The 14629-nt window shown below is 71.5% G+C and carries 16 protein-coding genes; 10 read left to right on the top strand and 6 right to left on the bottom strand.

Features of this window, described 5'->3' with window-relative positions:
• Positions 1-27 precede the first annotated feature (27 nt).
• The 4 genes from ACIA8L_RS35765 (at position 28) to ACIA8L_RS35750 (ending at position 3484) form a co-directional block, all read left to right on the top strand.
• Positions 28-639: a TetR/AcrR family transcriptional regulator gene (locus tag ACIA8L_RS35765; protein WP_395911495.1), complete on the top strand. Its 612-nt coding sequence runs from the start codon at positions 28-30 to the stop codon at positions 637-639.
• A 105-nt stretch (positions 640-744) separates the two neighbouring features.
• Entirely contained in the window at positions 745-1677 is a 933-nt protein-coding gene (locus ACIA8L_RS35760; RefSeq protein ID WP_395911494.1) for a CAP domain-containing protein, read from the top strand.
• A 249-nt stretch (positions 1678-1926) separates the two neighbouring features.
• Positions 1927-2799 (top strand): DUF4397 domain-containing protein, encoded by an 873-nt coding sequence (locus tag ACIA8L_RS35755; RefSeq protein ID WP_395911492.1) that lies wholly within the window; start codon positions 1927-1929, stop codon positions 2797-2799.
• 19 nt (positions 2800-2818) lie between these two features.
• Positions 2819-3484: a class F sortase gene (locus tag ACIA8L_RS35750; RefSeq protein WP_395911491.1), complete on the top strand. Its 666-nt coding sequence runs from the start codon at positions 2819-2821 to the stop codon at positions 3482-3484.
• A gap of 205 nt (positions 3485-3689) precedes the next feature.
• On the opposite strand, the gene ACIA8L_RS35745 is transcribed toward ACIA8L_RS35750, so the two are convergent.
• Positions 3690-4580, bottom strand: coding sequence for a diiron oxygenase (locus ACIA8L_RS35745; RefSeq protein WP_395911489.1), 891 nt, complete (start codon positions 4578-4580; stop codon positions 3690-3692).
• 48 nt (positions 4581-4628) lie between these two features.
• Between ACIA8L_RS35745 and ACIA8L_RS35740 the strand changes: the two genes are divergently transcribed.
• Genes ACIA8L_RS35740 through ACIA8L_RS35725 form a run of 4 tightly spaced genes read left to right on the top strand, consistent with a single transcriptional unit; the run spans position 4629 to position 6745 of the window.
• Positions 4629-4904 (top strand): DUF4873 domain-containing protein, encoded by a 276-nt coding sequence (locus ACIA8L_RS35740; RefSeq protein ID WP_395911487.1) that lies wholly within the window; start codon positions 4629-4631, stop codon positions 4902-4904.
• Between the two features lie 10 nt (positions 4905-4914).
• On the top strand, positions 4915-5553 hold the full coding sequence (locus ACIA8L_RS35735) for a hypothetical protein (RefSeq protein ID WP_395911486.1): 639 nt from the start codon (positions 4915-4917) through the stop codon (positions 5551-5553).
• Positions 5550-6179, top strand: a complete 630-nt coding sequence (locus ACIA8L_RS35730) for a hypothetical protein (protein WP_395911484.1) — start codon at positions 5550-5552, stop codon at positions 6177-6179. The genes ACIA8L_RS35735 and ACIA8L_RS35730 overlap by 4 nt, the downstream gene beginning before the upstream one ends.
• Complete coding sequence (locus tag ACIA8L_RS35725; protein ID WP_395911483.1) at positions 6176-6745, top strand: hypothetical protein; 570 nt, start codon at positions 6176-6178, stop codon at positions 6743-6745. Before ACIA8L_RS35730 ends, ACIA8L_RS35725 begins: the two co-directional genes overlap by 4 nt.
• Here ACIA8L_RS35725 and ACIA8L_RS35720 read toward each other — a convergent pair.
• Together ACIA8L_RS35720 and ACIA8L_RS35715 are read right to left on the bottom strand one after the other, a co-directional pair.
• The gene (locus tag ACIA8L_RS35720; RefSeq protein ID WP_395911481.1) at positions 6742-8514 is read right to left on the bottom strand and encodes a hypothetical protein; all 1773 of its coding nucleotides are present in this window, start codon (positions 8512-8514) and stop codon (positions 6742-6744) included. The two genes, ACIA8L_RS35725 and ACIA8L_RS35720, sit on opposite strands and share 4 nt — an antisense overlap.
• Before the next feature lie 234 nt (positions 8515-8748).
• On the bottom strand, positions 8749-9180 hold the full coding sequence (locus ACIA8L_RS35715) for an SsgA family sporulation/cell division regulator (RefSeq protein ID WP_033356715.1): 432 nt from the start codon (positions 9178-9180) through the stop codon (positions 8749-8751).
• Positions 9181-9668: 488 nt separating this feature from the next.
• Between ACIA8L_RS35715 and ACIA8L_RS35710 the strand changes: the two genes are divergently transcribed.
• Both ACIA8L_RS35710 and ACIA8L_RS35705 read left to right on the top strand, forming a co-directional pair.
• Positions 9669-10091: a TIGR02611 family protein gene (locus tag ACIA8L_RS35710; protein WP_395911478.1), complete on the top strand. Its 423-nt coding sequence runs from the start codon at positions 9669-9671 to the stop codon at positions 10089-10091.
• A 333-nt stretch (positions 10092-10424) separates the two neighbouring features.
• Positions 10425-10781, top strand: coding sequence for an Lsr2 family protein (locus ACIA8L_RS35705; RefSeq protein ID WP_223096470.1), 357 nt, complete (start codon positions 10425-10427; stop codon positions 10779-10781).
• Between the two features lie 1223 nt (positions 10782-12004).
• Here the strand turns inward: ACIA8L_RS35705 and ACIA8L_RS35700 are convergent.
• The 3 genes from ACIA8L_RS35700 to ACIA8L_RS35690 all read right to left on the bottom strand — a co-directional run bounded on the left by ACIA8L_RS35700 (position 12005) and on the right by ACIA8L_RS35690 (position 14625).
• Positions 12005-12430: an Hsp20/alpha crystallin family protein gene (locus tag ACIA8L_RS35700; protein ID WP_395911476.1), complete on the bottom strand. Its 426-nt coding sequence runs from the start codon at positions 12428-12430 to the stop codon at positions 12005-12007.
• 498 nt (positions 12431-12928) lie between these two features.
• A complete protein-coding gene (locus ACIA8L_RS35695; RefSeq protein WP_395911474.1) occupies positions 12929-13537 on the bottom strand; it encodes a DNA-binding response regulator in 609 nt (202 codons plus the stop codon).
• Entirely contained in the window at positions 13534-14625 is a 1092-nt protein-coding gene (locus ACIA8L_RS35690) for a sensor histidine kinase (protein ID WP_395911473.1), read from the bottom strand. Before ACIA8L_RS35690 ends, ACIA8L_RS35695 begins: the two co-directional genes overlap by 4 nt.
• Positions 14626-14629 lie beyond the last annotated feature (4 nt).

Genomic DNA, 14629 nt, shown 5'->3' with positions numbered 1-14629 from the left:
AGCGTGTGGCACGTAGGCTGTCAGGTCATGAACGATGCGGGAGTTCGGGCACGGGTGGACGGGCGCACCTTGCGGGCCGAGCGGACCCGCCGGGCGATCACCGATGCGCACTTCGCGCTCCTGGAGGAGGGCGAGCTGCGCCCGACGGCGGAGCGGATCGCGGAGCGGGCGGGGGTGTCGCTGCGCGCCCTGTGGACCAACTTCAAGGACATGGAGGGCCTGTTCGCGGCGGCCGGTGAGCGGCTCATGGAGCGGATGCGGGCCGATTTCGTGCCGGTGCCGCCGGAGCTGCCGCGGGAGGAGCGCATCGAGCGTTACTGCGCGCAGCGGGCCCGGCTGCTGGAGCTCATCGCCCCGGCGGCGCGGGCGGCCCGGATCCGGGAGCCGTTCTCGGAGCAACTGCGCAAGAACCGGATGTGGTACCTCGACTTCGCCCGCGAGGAGCTGCAGACGCTCTTCGCCGAGGAGTTGACCGCGGCCGGCCCGGCGCGGGCCGAGCTGCTGGACGCGCTCACGGTGGCGACCACGTTCGCGGGCTGGTCGATGTGGCGGGACGAGCTGCACCTGGATGTGGCGGGCGCCACTGCCGTGTTGCGCCGCGTGGTAGGGAGTCTGCTACCGGGCGCAGGACCGGCATAAGTTTGGCTTAGACCGTCGTTAAATCGGCTTCCACGGGCGAATCAGGCGCTCCCGGGCTTCTAGTGTCGACTCCGGCTGCGATCCGACGCAATCATGGAGGCCCAGGTGTCAAGCTACGGCGATGCTTACGGGGATCGATACAACCCGTACGGCAACCAGGGTGGCGGTGACCCATACGGCCGTCAGGGCGGCGGATACGGCGGCCAGGGCGGCGCCGACTGGGGCCCCGAGCCCGACCGCCGGCCCGACGCCAGTGACTTCTCGAAGTACGGCGCCTACGACGGTGTGCCCGACGGCGAGGAGCCGCCGGCCCGGCGCGGCAACAACAAGATGCTGCTGGCCGCCGGCATCGGCATGATCGCCCTGATCGTCGTGGGCGCGGTCGCGTTCGGCGGCTCGATCCTGTTCTCGAAGTCGTCCAACTCGTCGCCGGACGCCAAGGACGTCGCCGCCGGGGCCACGACCAGCGCCGCGCCGAACGACCTGCTGGGCGGGGCCGCCAGTGACCCGGCCGCCTCGCCCGACCCGACGGAGAACGCCACCGCCTCGGCCGCGCCGACGACCGCCGCGCCGCCGACGACCGCCGCGGCCCCCAAGACGACGAAGCCGACGACGAAGAAGACGACCGGTGCGCCGGCCGGTGGCGGCAGCAACGTCGCGTATGAGAACCAGGTCCTGGCGATCGTGAACACGGAGCGGGCGAAGGCCGGCTGCCAGCCCCTCACCTACAACGCGAAGCTGCGCACGGCCGCTTTCAAGCACTCGGCCGACATGGCGGCCAAGGACTACTTCTCGCACGACTCGCAGGACGGCACCTCGTTCGCGGCCCGGATCTCGAACGAGGGATACCGCTGGTCGAACGCGGCCGAGAACATCGCCAAGGGGCAGAAGACGCCCGAGGACGTCATGAACGCCTGGATGAACAGCTCCGGGCACCGCGCGAACATCCTCAACTGCAAGCTCAAGGACCTCGGGGTGGGCCTGGCCTACCAGGGCAAGACCCCGATCTGGACCCAGGACTTCGGGACCCAGATGTAGGGACCCATCGGCACCGACCGAAATGCCGATGTAGTCCGGAAAGGCGCCGCGTAGCGTCGGGTGCCGTACACCGAAAGCGATGATCCCTGCCCAGCACGGGTGGCGCGTTGCTCACTGACGTGCCAGACTCACCGCGATCAGTGCTTACGGTGCCCGCGCGGATTACTCATGCGACGACCCCCGCGGGTGCGCACCACCCGTTCCTGACGGCAATTCAGTGCGCTGTGTCCAACAGCAGGGGGTTTCATCGTGTTCGCTGCTCCCCAGCGGCGGCGGCTCGCGGCATTAGCGGCCGCGGCCCTTCTCGGCCTGAGTGTGACGGCGGTGGCGGCCCCGGGGCCGGCGGCCGCGGCGGCCGGCGTCGGCTATGTCCGCCTCGCCCACCTGTCGCCGGACACGCCACCGGTCGACGTCTATCTGAGCTCGGTCTCCGGCGCCATCGCGCAGCAGAAGTTCGACGCGGTCGGCTATGGCACCGTCTCGAAGTACCTGCCGCTGCCACCCGGCACCTACGCGGTGGCGATGCGCAAGCAGGGTGACCCCGCCTCCGCCGCGCCGGTGCTGAGCACCCAGGCGACGGTCGAGGAGGGCAAGGCCTACACGGTCGCCGGCACCGGCAAGTTCGCCGACCTGGGCCTGCGTGTGATCAACGACGATCTCGGGCGGCCCGAGGGCGGCAAGGCGAAGGTCCGGGTCATCCAGGCGTCGGTGAAGCAGCCGGTCCTGAACGTGGCGATGGCCAGCGGGACGAAGATCGCCGACGACGTGAAGTTCGCGACGACCACCGACTATCTGCCGTGCGACCCCGGCAAGTGGACGCTGCGGCTGACACCGCCGAGTGGCTCCGCCGCCGTGACCACGGTGTCGGCCCCGCTGAAGGCCGGCGCGGTCTACTCGCTGATCATTCTCGACGGCAAGGGCGGGCTCACCGCGGAGCTGCGCACCGACGCGGCGGCCGGCGAGGTGCCGACCGGTGGCGTCGATACGGGCGGCGGCGGTACCGCCGGCGAGGGCGGTCTCAACCCGCTGATCCCGATCGGTGGCGGGGCGGCCGTGCTGCTGCTCGCGGTGGCCGGTGGACTGTTCTGGCGGCGCAGCCGGGCCCGCGCGACGGCGGCCTGACCGCCGAAGCCTGGCGACCATGGGCAAGACGGGGCGGGTGGTCAGGCATCGGGCGCTGCGGCCGCGCCTGGACCTGACCGCCACCCGGCGGCGGACGCTGATGCTCATCGGGTGCGTGCTGGCGCTGGCCGCACCCGTGATCGTCGGCGCCGCCACCCTCGTCGGCCGGCGGGTCGACATCGACGCCGGTGACACGACGTGGATTCAGCCGCACAGCATTGACCTGTCGTCGGTGGACGCCGCACCGGACACGCCGCCGTCGCGGCTGAAGATCGCGGCGCTCGGCGTCGACACCCCGCTCGAGACGTTGCGGATGGACGGGGCCGGGGTCCTCGAAAGCCCGCGGGTGTACGGCGAGGCGGGCTGGTTCGATGGCGGGACGCTCCCGGGTGACGCGGGCCCCGCGGTGCTGGCCGGGCATGTGGACTCGAAGACGGGCCCGGCCGTGTTCTACCGCCTGCACGAGCTGAAGCCCGGGGACACCGTCGACGTGCAGCGCGGCGACGGCTGGCTCACGTTCCGGGTGACGGCGAGCGAGCATTACGCGAAGGCGCAGTTCCCGAGCACGAGGGTGTATGGTCCGACGCCGGTGCCGGAGCTGCGGCTGATCACGTGCGGCGGGGAGTTCGACCAGTCGCGGCACTCCTACCGCGACAACCTGGTCGTCTACGCCGTGCTGGTGTAACCCCACAGCAACGGCAAAAGCTAAGGTCGGTGTGCCAGGTCGCCTCGCGGCGATAGGCGCGACACGGCTCCAGCCGAACGGTATTCCGTGAAGGCAGTGTGGTGAGGCCCGGGGACACACAGCACACCGACTCCATGAACAGTAGCGCGCCCATCACGGATCGTCCCGTGTTCCCGGAATGCTCAACATCACAGGCGACACGCGTTCAGATGAGCGCGGCCGCCCGCCAGACGGGCTTGGCGGGGCCTTCGATGAGGCCGAGCTCCTGGAAGTAGCCGGTGACGCGGCTGCCGGCCCACTGCAGGGTGGCCCGGAAGCGCGGATTGGCCCACGCGACCTTGCTCGCCCGGGCCGGGTCCAGGCCCACCGCCGCATACGCCTGAGGGTTGATGAGGGCGTGGGTGACCGTGTACGCCGCGCGGGCGACGACGATCCGGCAGTACCCCCGCCGCAGTCTGTAACTGCCCGCCACCTGCCGGGCGAGCTCGTCGCGCGCGAACTTGATGTGCCGCGCCTCTTCCACCACGTGAATCCGGGACACCATCCGCACCAGCGGCTGCAGGCTCTCGTCGGCCATCGCCTCGCGCTGGAGGGCGTCGAGGATCTCCTCGGCGACCAGCGCGGCCGCGAACGTCTGGATGCCCCCGGCGGTCGCACCGAGGTAGCGGCCGAGGGCCCGGTGGACGGCGGCGGGCTGGTAGGCGGGCGCGCCGAACGCGTCGATCATCCGGGCGAACATGATGCTGTGCCGGCATTCGTCGCCGATCTCGGTGAGCGCGTACTGGACGTGGCCGCTGCGCGGGTCCTTGCCGGTGATGTGGCGCAGCAGCATCCGCATGAGCAGCACCTCGAACCAGATGCCGATGGAGGCGATGCTGGCCACCTCGTGCTTGGACAGTTCGATGCGCTGCGCGGGGGTGAGCGCGTCCCACGCCGGGGTGCCGTAGAGGGAGAGCCGCGGCGCGGGCGCGTAGTAGACGCCTTCGGGCTGCGGGGCCTGCCAGTCGATGTCGATCTCGGGGTCGTAGGAGCTGCCGGCCGAGATCTTGAGCAGGCGCGCGGCGGTGGCCTCGCGCGCGGTCGCGGTGTCCTGCACGGCGGCCTCCTTGACGTTACCGGCCGGTAGTTGGTACTAGTCGGTACCATGCCTGGGGAATCGTCGCCCGTCAAGGCCACCCTCGTCGCCGGCGGCCGCTCGTACCCGGTTGAGCTGCACGTCTCCGGCCGGTTCGAACCCATCGACGGCCGCTTCCACTGGAGCGCGCGAATGTCGGCGGGGCCGGAGGTGGCGGCGCTGCTGCGGGCCGGGCAGCGGGACGTCACGATCGGCGGCGCGCCCGCGCGGCTGGCCGAGATCAACCCCTGGGGCGACATCCGGGTGACCGGTCACGGGCCACCCCCGGGCGCCGGCGTGCCGTAGGCTCACGGCCGTGGCGAGCCCTGGGGGAGGGACGGCCGAGCCGCGGCTGGGGCCGGTGCGGCTGGCGCTGCTCAACGCGCCGATCCGCTGGCTGGCGGCCGCGATCGCGGCCGCTGTCGTGCTGGTCTCGGGCGCGTTCGGGGGCTTCGACGACGTCACCCCGGCCAAGGAGGCCATCCCGGCGTTCACCCCCGGGCAGCCGTTCGCGGCCGGCGGCTGGACCGTCACCGTCCACACCGTCCGGGTGCTCGACGAGCTGCCGCCCCTGACCCACAAGGAAGACAAGGGCTGGCGCTGGATCATCGTCGTGGCCACCGTCGAGGTTACCGACGCCAAGGAAAGCACGCTCTTCCACACCCAGGCGCTGCAGATCCACGGCGTCGAGGGCGTCCCCGCGCAGCACGCCGACCACGTCGCCGGCGCCACCGACGCCGCCGAGAACGCCGCCGTCCACCCCAACGTCCCGGCCCGCTTCGGCTACTTTTGGGAGCAGCGGGCGGCCGCGCCCGTCCCGGCCCAGGTGCAGGTCGGCATCTTCCCGCTCACCTACCGGTTCGACAACGGCAGCAACAGCGGCGGCTGGCGGCCCGACAAGGAGCGGCCGGCCGCGGTCGCGATGGTCCCCGTCGACACGAAGCCGGCGTCGTGACGGTCGCCGTCGCACCCGGGACCGCCGCCCCGCGCCACCGCCGGGCCGGCCCGCCGCTGCGCACCCGGATCGTGACCGCGCTCCTGGTGCTGGCCACGATCGCCGCCGGCGCGGACGTGGTGCGCAACAAGCCCGATCAGGAACATGCCGGAAGACCCTTTATTTTCGGGGGTACGGTCGGGAGCCTGGTCGACGTCGATACGTTCCAGGTCGTGGTGCAGGCCGCGGCGGGCGGCATGAAGCTGAAGAACCCGCGCAACGGCCCGGCCCTCGAAACGACCGGCGTCTGGGTCCTCGTCCGGGTCCGGGTCACGGCCACCCGCGAGCCGCTCATCCTGCAGTACGCGCGGCTCCGCGACGAGCAGTCCCGCACCTTCACCGCCACGGAACGCATCACCCAGCCCCTGACCGGCGGCCGCTCCTTCCAGCCGGGCATCTGGGTCGAGGGCCACATCGTGTTCGAGATCGCCAAGGACGCGACCGGGCTCGTGCTGCTCCTGGGCGAGCATTCGGGCTTCGGCCCCGGTCTTCTGGCCTTGGCGGCAGTGCCGATTCCTTCGCCGGTACCGCAATGGCTCACCCAGACAACCCCGCTGGACGTCCCGAAGGCGAGGATCGTCGCGTGAACCGGCACCCGGCGGGCTGGTGGCGGCGCAACGCGTGGGGCCTGATACTGGTCTTTCCCTTACTGGGGGCGGCTCTGGCGGGCCCGTTCTTCCAGGAGGCGAAGGTCTACCTCGAAGACCCGACCAGTCCCCACGTGCCCGTCACCGCGGCGCGGGGCGGCTGGGTCACCTACGCCGCCGCCCGCATCCGCTTCGACGAGCTCACCGAGCTCACGTCCCCGGCCGACCGCTCCGGCAAACCGGTCGACCTGGCCGGCGGCAAGGTCTGGCAGGCGAAGGTCACCTTCGACACCAAGGAGGAGGACGGCCTCGGCGGCTGCACCGTCTACCTCGAGGACGCGTCCGCGCGCCGCTACAGCGACCGCCCGGCCGAACTCACCGCCGTGAACCTCCCGACGGGCAGCGCCGGCTGCACCCGGCCCGTCAAACCCGGCGCGTCCGCTCCGCCCGCCGGGCAGTACCAACTCAGCTTCTTCTTCCTGCTCCCGCGCGGTGCCACGCCGGCCGCGGTGTTCGTGGGCGTCCCGACCTCCTACCCGGCATACGCCCACCTTCCCCGCCCCTAACCCAGCTTCCCCGTCTCCCGCGTCGCCTCGTCCTCGATCCGCACCGCCGGCGCCGCGGTCTCCTGCGTGGCGTCCTCGATCTGCGCGATGGCGACGGCCGGCTCGGGCTGACGTTGCATGGGAATATTCGGATGCATCGCACTTGGCGGGCTGGGCGGAGGCCACGTTGGCGGTGCGGACTGTGGCGGTGGTGGCGGCGGTGCGAACGGCGGCGGTGGCGGCGGTGCGAACGGCGGCGGTGGCGGCGGTGCGAACGGCGGCGGCGGGGACCACGGCGGTGGTGCGAAGGCGGGCGGTGCGGTGGGAGCGGGCTGTGCGAAGGCGGGCGGCGGTGCGAAGGCGGGCGGTGCGGTGGGAGCGGGTTGCGCGAAGGCGGGCGGTGGTGCGAAGGGTGGGTGGGGCATCGGCAGTGGGGCCTGGGGTTGGGGGGTCGCGCGGAGTTCGGGGTCGAGGTGCTGGGCCAGGACGAGGCGGTCGATGGCGGCGCTCAGGAGGCAGACGAGGGCGACGTTGGTGACGATCGTGTTGAGCGGGGTCAGCATCTGGTCCCAGAAGAGCCAGCGCTGGTCCGGCTGCGGGCCGATCAGCCAGCGTTCGGCGTCCCACAGCCAGCCCTCGAGGCCGCCGAGGCGGCGGCCGTCCGCGACGAGCGGGGAGATGACCAGGAAGAGCAGGCAGAACAGGAGCAGGGGGCGGGTGCTGCCGCGGGCCAGGAGGCGTAGGCCGGCCAGGAGGGGGCCGAAGCGGTCGTTGAACTGGCCGCGGTACTGGCCGCGGGCCCAGCGGCGCAGGAAACCGCCCCGGCCGGTGTGGCGTTCCTCGTGGTCGCGGGCCAGGTCGGCGAGGCGGTGGCCGTAGACGACGGCGCCGACGGTGAGCCAGGCGACCGGGGCGAGGATGACCGTCTGGGCGTTGGCGAGCAGGAGGACCGGGACGGCCAGGACGGCGCCCGCGGCCAGGGCGAGGGGGTTGCTGACCTCGCCGATGCGGTCGGTGACGCCGATCTGGAGGTCCGAATACCAGGAGACGATCCGCAGGTCGCCGAGCCGGCCGTTGAGCAGCTCCGGGAGCGCGGCGAGCGGGATGAACACGAGCATCAGCCACACCGACTCGAGGTATGCGGCCACGACGCCGAGCCAGCGCGGGCCCCGGGGCGGGCCGCCCTCGGTGCGGGGTCTGCGCAGCCGGCCGAGGGCCCAGCGGGCGGCGAACGCGAGGACGATCACGGCGACGACGGCGGTGGAGAGGCCGAGGTCGAGGCGTTCGGTGTCGGTGAGGGGGAGCGGGCGGTCCTCGAGGACGGCGGCAAAGCGGGCCTTGCGATAGTCCTGCCACACGTCGAACCGGTATTGCTCGATCGTGTCGTCGAGGTACCCCTGCGCCGACCAGACGGCCAGGAACGGGAGCAGGACGCTGCCGAGGTGGTCGAGCAGGCCCCGCTGGTAGGTGCCGGACCCGTCGTGGACGGTGCGGGCGAAGGGCAGGGAGCCGCGCACGACGCGCATCATGAGCACGTACGTCATGAGCACCAGCAGCGGCACGACCATCAGCGTCAGCGCGCCCGCGAGCGGATGCCAGTTGCTGGCGACGACGGCCAGGCGGGTCGCGCCCCACTGTGCGGCCACGCCGCCGGCCGAGACGGCCAGGAGCGTGGGGAAGTGGCGGCCGAGCAGGTTGAGTGCGGTACCGATGAAGGCACTCGCATCTGCCGGTCCGTGTCCCGGCGCCCGTTTGCGGGCAGCCGGAACCGCGTCAACGCCCCCCGTCACGGGGGCAGGTTATCGCGGGCCGTGCGATCCACTCAATGCGCTGCGATACCGGACTGGCAACGGCATCGGGCGCCACGCGATCCCCGGTCCCAGCGTCTGGCGGCGTGCTGGAGGTGGCGGGATGGGCGTGGCGCCCGGAATGCTGGTTTTTGTCGTACCGGTGGGTACGGAGGCCGGCCCGTCGGCGGGCGGGTGGTGCCGCGATGGTCGCGCGGCGAGCCGGACCGGGGTGGTTCAGCGCCCGGCGAGCAGCCGGTTGACGGCGTTGTCGACGTCGAGGTGGTCCGTCTCGTGGCCGCGTGGGACGACACTGTAGGTGCGGCGCAGGAATCGCACCAGCACGCTGCGGGGAACCTCGAACAATGCGTTGCCGTCGGGCGAGCTCAGCGCCAGCGCGACGAAGTCGCCGCGCGGCCCGTTCCACGGCCAGACCCGCACGTCGCCGATCCCGGCCGGCTCGTCGAGCCCCGTGAACAGCAACTCGCGGGCGAACGACCAGCTCACGGGCTCGCCCCCGGCCGATTCGGCGTGGAAGAGGACGTGGACCGCGTACGGGTCATTCGGGTCGTAGCGCAGGCTGGCTCGCACCGGCAGCGCCGTCGCGTCGGGCGCGACGAGTCGTAGGGATGTCTCGACCTCGACGGTCGATGGTCGGATAGCGCTCATGTCGTACTCCCCCCGGCACCGCTTGCGGAGCATGCCGTGCCCCGCCTCTCTATGTTGAGGCGATTCCCAGTGTTACGCGTAGTGATTCTACGATCTCACTCTGTAGTGTTTCTGGGCCCGATTTGCCGTCAACCGAACATCCTGCGTGCGATGTCTGGTTTTTAAGGCGAGGTCGGGGTCCTTGACGTGACGGGTGGGCCGTACGTCAATTCATTCCGGTAACGTCCTGTGGTCCACGGGAGTGACGGGTGTTTGCGTGATGCGAACGAGAATTGCGCGGCAGTGAGGTGGACGGGGCGGGCGTTACGGCTGATTCCGGACGCTTCCCCGCCCGCGCGGGTGACTTCCGGCGTGTCGCTGCCGGAGATGTGGCCGCCGTACTGGTGCGAGCTTCGCCCGATGTCAACCCCGATGTAACGCCTTTGAGCGATTAGTCCGATTCGGTGGCGCATTCGCCGGCGGGTCGGTGCTTCGTGGACCATGGAACGGTGTCCGACCTGCAGAGCGACTCCGAGAAGGTGACCGACGGCCCGGCGGCGCCGCGATGGCGGGCCGCGTTTGCCCGGCTCCAGGACCGCGCGATGCGGCTGCGGGCGCAGGCCTACGGCACCCCGCTCGGCCGGATCGGCGTGAAGATCGTCGTGGCCGTCCTCGGCACGCTCGTCATCGCGGTCGGCGTGATTCTGCTGCCGCTGCCCGGCCCCGGCTGGCTCATCATCCTGGGCGGCCTCGCATTGCTGGCCATGGAGTTCGCCTGGGCCCGCCGGCTGCTGCAATTCACGCGCGCCCAGCTGGTGCGCTGGACCCGGCTGGTTCGCGACGGTTCGTGGCTGGTGCGGATCGTCTCCGTCGGCGGCCTGCTCCTGGTGGTCGGTGGCGCGTTGCTGCTGTCGCTGCGGATCCTCGCCTGACTCCACATCTGCGATCTTCTGGATCGTGCGGGTGAGTTCTCGCCATCCGCCCGGGGTGGCTTCCCGACGCTTGCGATCACGCCCAATTCGGCCGGTCATCTTTACCGATCGTGTGCGTTTCGTGTTGTATGCGTTTCGTGACATGCCGATTTCTGGGCCGGGCGAGCGAAAGCGCTAAAGTGGGAGTAATCTCGCCCCAGTCACGGGCGTAGCATGTCGCTTGTATCTTGTTTGTGTCCGAATGATACGGCCGGTGTGCTCACACCGAGGTCCGGATCGGTTCAGCACACAACGGTTCTAGTACACCTGGGCACCACCGAGGAAAGGCCACTCATGGCAAAACGCGTCATCCACGAGCTGATCGATGACATCGACGGCAAGCCCGCCGCCGAGAGTATCGTGTTCGCGCTCGACGGCGTGCAGTACGAGATCGACCTGTCCGCAAGCAACGCGACGAAGCTGCGCGACGCGGTGGCCCCCTTCGTCGCCGCCGCGACGAAGATCGGCCGCGGCGGTGTGGTCGCCACGTCCCGCGGCCGCGAGGCCCGGGGCCGCAGTGTGACCCGCGGGGATCGCGACCAGAACCGCGCGATTCGCGAATGGGCGCAGGGAAAGGGCATCGACGTGTCCGACCGGGGCCGCATCAAGCAGGAGATCGTCGACCGCTACCACGCCGAAGCGGGCCGCTGACCACACGCCCACAATGGCGAGCCGCCGCGGGCCGGCGACGTCGTTCTCGACGCGGCCTGTGTCGCCTGACCGCCGCCGGCCGACCGTGTCTCAACGACGAGGCCGGAGTCGCCGCCGGAGTTCGAACGGTCACTGCGGGCCGGGTGCATTCACTGCACCCGGCCCGCTTTGCGTACGGCTCGCTTTGCATGTGGGCCCGCTCCGCACGCGGGTTCGCTTCGCACTGGGCCCGCTCCGCACGCGGGTTCGCTTTGCATGCGGGTTCGCTTCGCACTCGGCCCGCTCTGCACGCGGGTTCGCTTTGCATGCGGGCTCGCTTTGCACCCGGCCCGCTCTGCACGCGGGTTCGCTTTGCATGCGGGCTCGCTTCGCACCCGGCCCGCTTTGGATGTGGGCCGGCTTCCCGTCCGGGCCGCCTTGGATGCGGGCCGGCTTCGCGTTCGGCCCGCTTTGCATGTAGGCCCGCTTTGCATCCGGCTCGCTTTGCATTAGCGGCCGCCGAACCCGGGCGCGCCGGGTGGAATGCAACAGTGGCAGCCGCCCGGGCGCCGAATGCCGGACCGGCAATGCGGTGCCGGCCGCGCCGGACCAGAACCGCACATTGCCCACCGACCCGGTGGCCTATGGCCGCGGCGTCGTGGATAGCGGCCGCCCTCTCTCTGACCCTTTGCCTCCGCCCGTCCGTCCCACTGTCCGGACTCCACCTTGCCGCCTCCGCCATTCGCACCCACTGCGCAGTGCCACCGGTTCGAGTCGTTTCGCACCTACACACCGCCCCTGCCCGCCACCGCACACCCACCCATTTCCCATCGCCCAAATGCGTCCGATGATCACCGCCGGCGCATCGGAAATAACGCCGCGTGGCGACACTGATCGATGTGGAATGTCTCAGGAAACGCGACAGCCGCGACCCCATCGGGAGGCGCGGGCCTCCCGGCGGATCGCGGCTGTCCGCTGCCGGCTCACCGGGCCGACGGGATGTGCTCCTCGGCGGCGCGGGGTCTTACCGGTTGTGCGGTGCGTGACTGGGCGTTCGCCGGCTCGCGGTGACCAGGCGTTGGCCGGCTCGGCATTGCTGGCCGGTCGCCGGCTCGCGCTGGCTGAACGGTCGCCGGCTGGCGCGTTACTGATCGTCGCCGGCCCGCGCTGGCTGGCCGGTCGCCGGCTGGCGTGTTACTGGATCGTCACCGGCTGGGTGTTACCGGGCGGTCGCCGGCTGGGTGTTACTGGGCGGTCGCCAGCTCGCGCTGGGCCACGCCGATCTCGATCTTGCGGGGCTTGGCCTGCTCGGTGACCGGGATGCTCAGCGTGAGCACGCCGGCGTCGTAGCTGGCCTCGAGCCGGTCGGTGTCGAGGCTGTCGCCGAGGACCAGCCGCCGCGTCACGGTGCCGGCCGGGCGCTCGGAGATGACCCGCCGGACGCCCTCGCGCTCGACCCGGAACCGCTCGGCCCGCACGGTCAGCACGTTGCGGTCGACGGTGGCGTCGATGGAGGCCGGGTCGACACCGGGCAGGTCGATCTCGACAAAGAAGGTGTCTCCGTCACGGTAGGCGTCAAGCGGAGCGCTGACCCCGCGGCTGCCGGTGGCGGAGCCGAAGAACTGGTCGAACGCGGCCGAGGACCGGAACGGAACGGTGCGCAGCAACATGATGGTGAGTCCCTCCAAGGTTGAGCGCGTGTCGCTCAAGTCTTACAACCTCGGACATGCCCACCCTCTTCCGCGCCCGAACGTGACCTGAGTCACCAAGACTCAACTTTGCCAAGCATCGCCACGATCAGCGACCCGCCCAGACAACCGCTGCCTACGCCGACGCCTGCGCAGCCGACCGCAGCGCATCACCCGCTCGAGTGCCCGCGACCGTGCATCCGCCCACCCGCAGCTCCCGGGGAAGCGCCGCCGAGTGCGGCCCCAAAGCCGAAGCGGCCGTGAGGAGCAGCCCGCCCTGAGCCGGAGCGCCCAAGCATGCCGTGAGCCGGAGCGCCCAGGCATGCCGTGAGCCGGAGCGCCCAGGCATGCCGTGAGCCGAAGTGCCCAAGCATGCCGTGAGCCGAAGTGTCGAAGCGTGCCGTGAGCCGGAGCGCCCAAGCATGCCGTGAGCCGAAGTGTCGAAGCGTGCCGTGAGCGGGGAGCGGAGGTGGCGGGTGGTCAGAGCCAGCCGCGGGACTGGGCCACGCCGACCGCCTCGATCCGGTTGCGGGTGCCGGTCTTCGTGATCGCGGCCGACAGGTAGTTGCGGACCGTGCTCTCCGAGAGGTGGAGGCGCTTGGCGATGTCGGCGACCGTCGAGCCGTCGCCGGCCTCGCGGAGCACGTCGCGCTCGCGGTCGGTGAGCGGGTCGGGGCCCGCGGCCAGGGCGGCGGCGGCCAGGTCGGGGTCGACCACGCGTTCGCCGGCCAGGACCCGGCGGACCGCGGCGGCCAGGGACTCCACCGGGCCGTCCTTCACCAGGAAGCCGCTGGCCCCGGCCTCCATCGCCCGGCGCAGGTAGCCGGGGCGGCCGAACGTGGTCAGGATCAGCACCCGGCAGGCGGGCAGGCGGCGGCGCAGCTCGGCGGTGGCGGTGATGCCGTCGCCGCCGGGCATCTCGATGTCGAGCAGGGCCACGTCGGGGCGGGCGGTCAGCGCGGCCGGGACGATCTCGTCGCCGCTCGAGACCTGGGCCACCACCTCCAGGTCCGGCTCGAGGTCCAGCAGCAGCGCCAGCGCGCCGCGCATCATGCCCTGGTCCTCGGCCAGCAGCACCCTGATCGTCATAGTGGCAACCTTGCCGTCACGGAGAGGCCGCCCTCGGGGCGGGGGGCGGTTTCGAGCGTGCCGCCGGCGCCGGCGAGGCGTTCGGTGAGGCCGCGCAGGCCGTTGCCGGGCGGCGGGGGCGGGGCGTCCGCGGCGAAGTCGCCGTCGTCCCGGACCGTGAGGATCGCGGCGCCGCCGGTCATCGCGAGGGAGATCTCGCAGCGGGCGGCCCCGCTGTGCCGGATCACGTTGGTCGTGGCCTCGCGGACGACCCAGGCCAGGAGTCGGTCGGCGGTGTCGGGCAGCGGGTCGGCGGTGCGCAGGACGTCGGCCGTGATGCCGGCGGCGGTCAGGGCGCCCTTGGCCCGGGCCAGCTCGGCGGTCAGGCCCGTCTCGCGGTAGCCGGTGACGGCCTCCCGGATCTCGACGAGCGCGTGCCGGCCCACCTGCTCGATGTCGGCGGCCTGGGCGGCGGCCGCGGCCGGGTCGTGTTCGGCGATGCGGCGCACCACCTCGGCCTTGACGACGATCACGGACAGGGTGTGGCCCAGCAGGTCGTGCAGGTCGCGGGAGAAGCGGAGGCGCTCCTCGGCGACGGCGGTGTCGGCCAGGGCCTGGCGTGTGCTGCGCAGCTCGCGGACCATCCGGTTCATCTGCCGGACCGCGCCGCACAGCAGCGACGACAGGGCCGTCCCGAGCAGCACGCTGCCGGCCCGCCACCAGTTGGCGTCCACCGCGAACGCGAGGCCGACCTCGGTCAGCAGCCCGGCGAAGAACACGTAGACGGCGACGACCGGGCGCTCGGCCCCGGCGTAGAGGGCCATGCCCGCGACGGTGACGTAGAGCATCAGGATCAGCCAGTGGTCGCCGTATGCGAGGACCTGGCCGATCCCGAGCGCCGCCACCACGCCGTAGAGCACGTGGTGGAAGCGCGTGAGGACCGGCGACTCGAAACCCAGGGCGGCCGTGTAGGTGTAGAGCAGCGAGAAGGCCACGAGCAGGACGACGGCCAGGGTCGACGGCGCGTTGCCCAGCGGATCGACGAGCGGGAACAGCCACACCGCGACCCAGACCATCCCGCCGATCATCGATCGCGGCGCGTACTTCATGCGG

This window comes from Dactylosporangium sp. NPDC051541 (assembly GCF_044454505.1).
In the GTDB taxonomy this organism is placed as follows: Bacteria; Actinomycetota; Actinomycetes; order Mycobacteriales; family Micromonosporaceae; genus Dactylosporangium.
The sequence above is the reverse complement of the archived record's forward strand: the minus strand, read 5'-3'. Positions and strand labels throughout refer to the sequence as shown.

Excerpts from the sequence above, each read along its gene's own strand:
- ACIA8L_RS35765 (WP_395911495.1), top strand. The coding sequence starts at position 28 with ATGAACGATGCGGGAGTTCGGGCACGGGTGGACGGGCGCACCTTGCGG.
- ACIA8L_RS35750 (WP_395911491.1), top strand. The coding sequence starts at position 2,819 with ATGGGCAAGACGGGGCGGGTGGTCAGGCATCGGGCGCTGCGGCCGCGC.
- ACIA8L_RS35740 (WP_395911487.1), top strand. The coding sequence starts at position 4,629 with ATGCCTGGGGAATCGTCGCCCGTCAAGGCCACCCTCGTCGCCGGCGGC.
- ACIA8L_RS35715 (WP_033356715.1), bottom strand. The coding sequence starts at position 9,180 with ATGAGCGCTATCCGACCATCGACCGTCGAGGTCGAGACATCCCTACGA.
- ACIA8L_RS35705 (WP_223096470.1), top strand. The coding sequence starts at position 10,425 with ATGGCAAAACGCGTCATCCACGAGCTGATCGATGACATCGACGGCAAG.
- ACIA8L_RS35700 (WP_395911476.1), bottom strand. The coding sequence starts at position 12,430 with ATGTTGCTGCGCACCGTTCCGTTCCGGTCCTCGGCCGCGTTCGACCAG.
- ACIA8L_RS35695 (WP_395911474.1), bottom strand. The coding sequence starts at position 13,537 with ATGACGATCAGGGTGCTGCTGGCCGAGGACCAGGGCATGATGCGCGGC.
- ACIA8L_RS35690 (WP_395911473.1), bottom strand. The coding sequence starts at position 14,625 with ATGAAGTACGCGCCGCGATCGATGATCGGCGGGATGGTCTGGGTCGCG.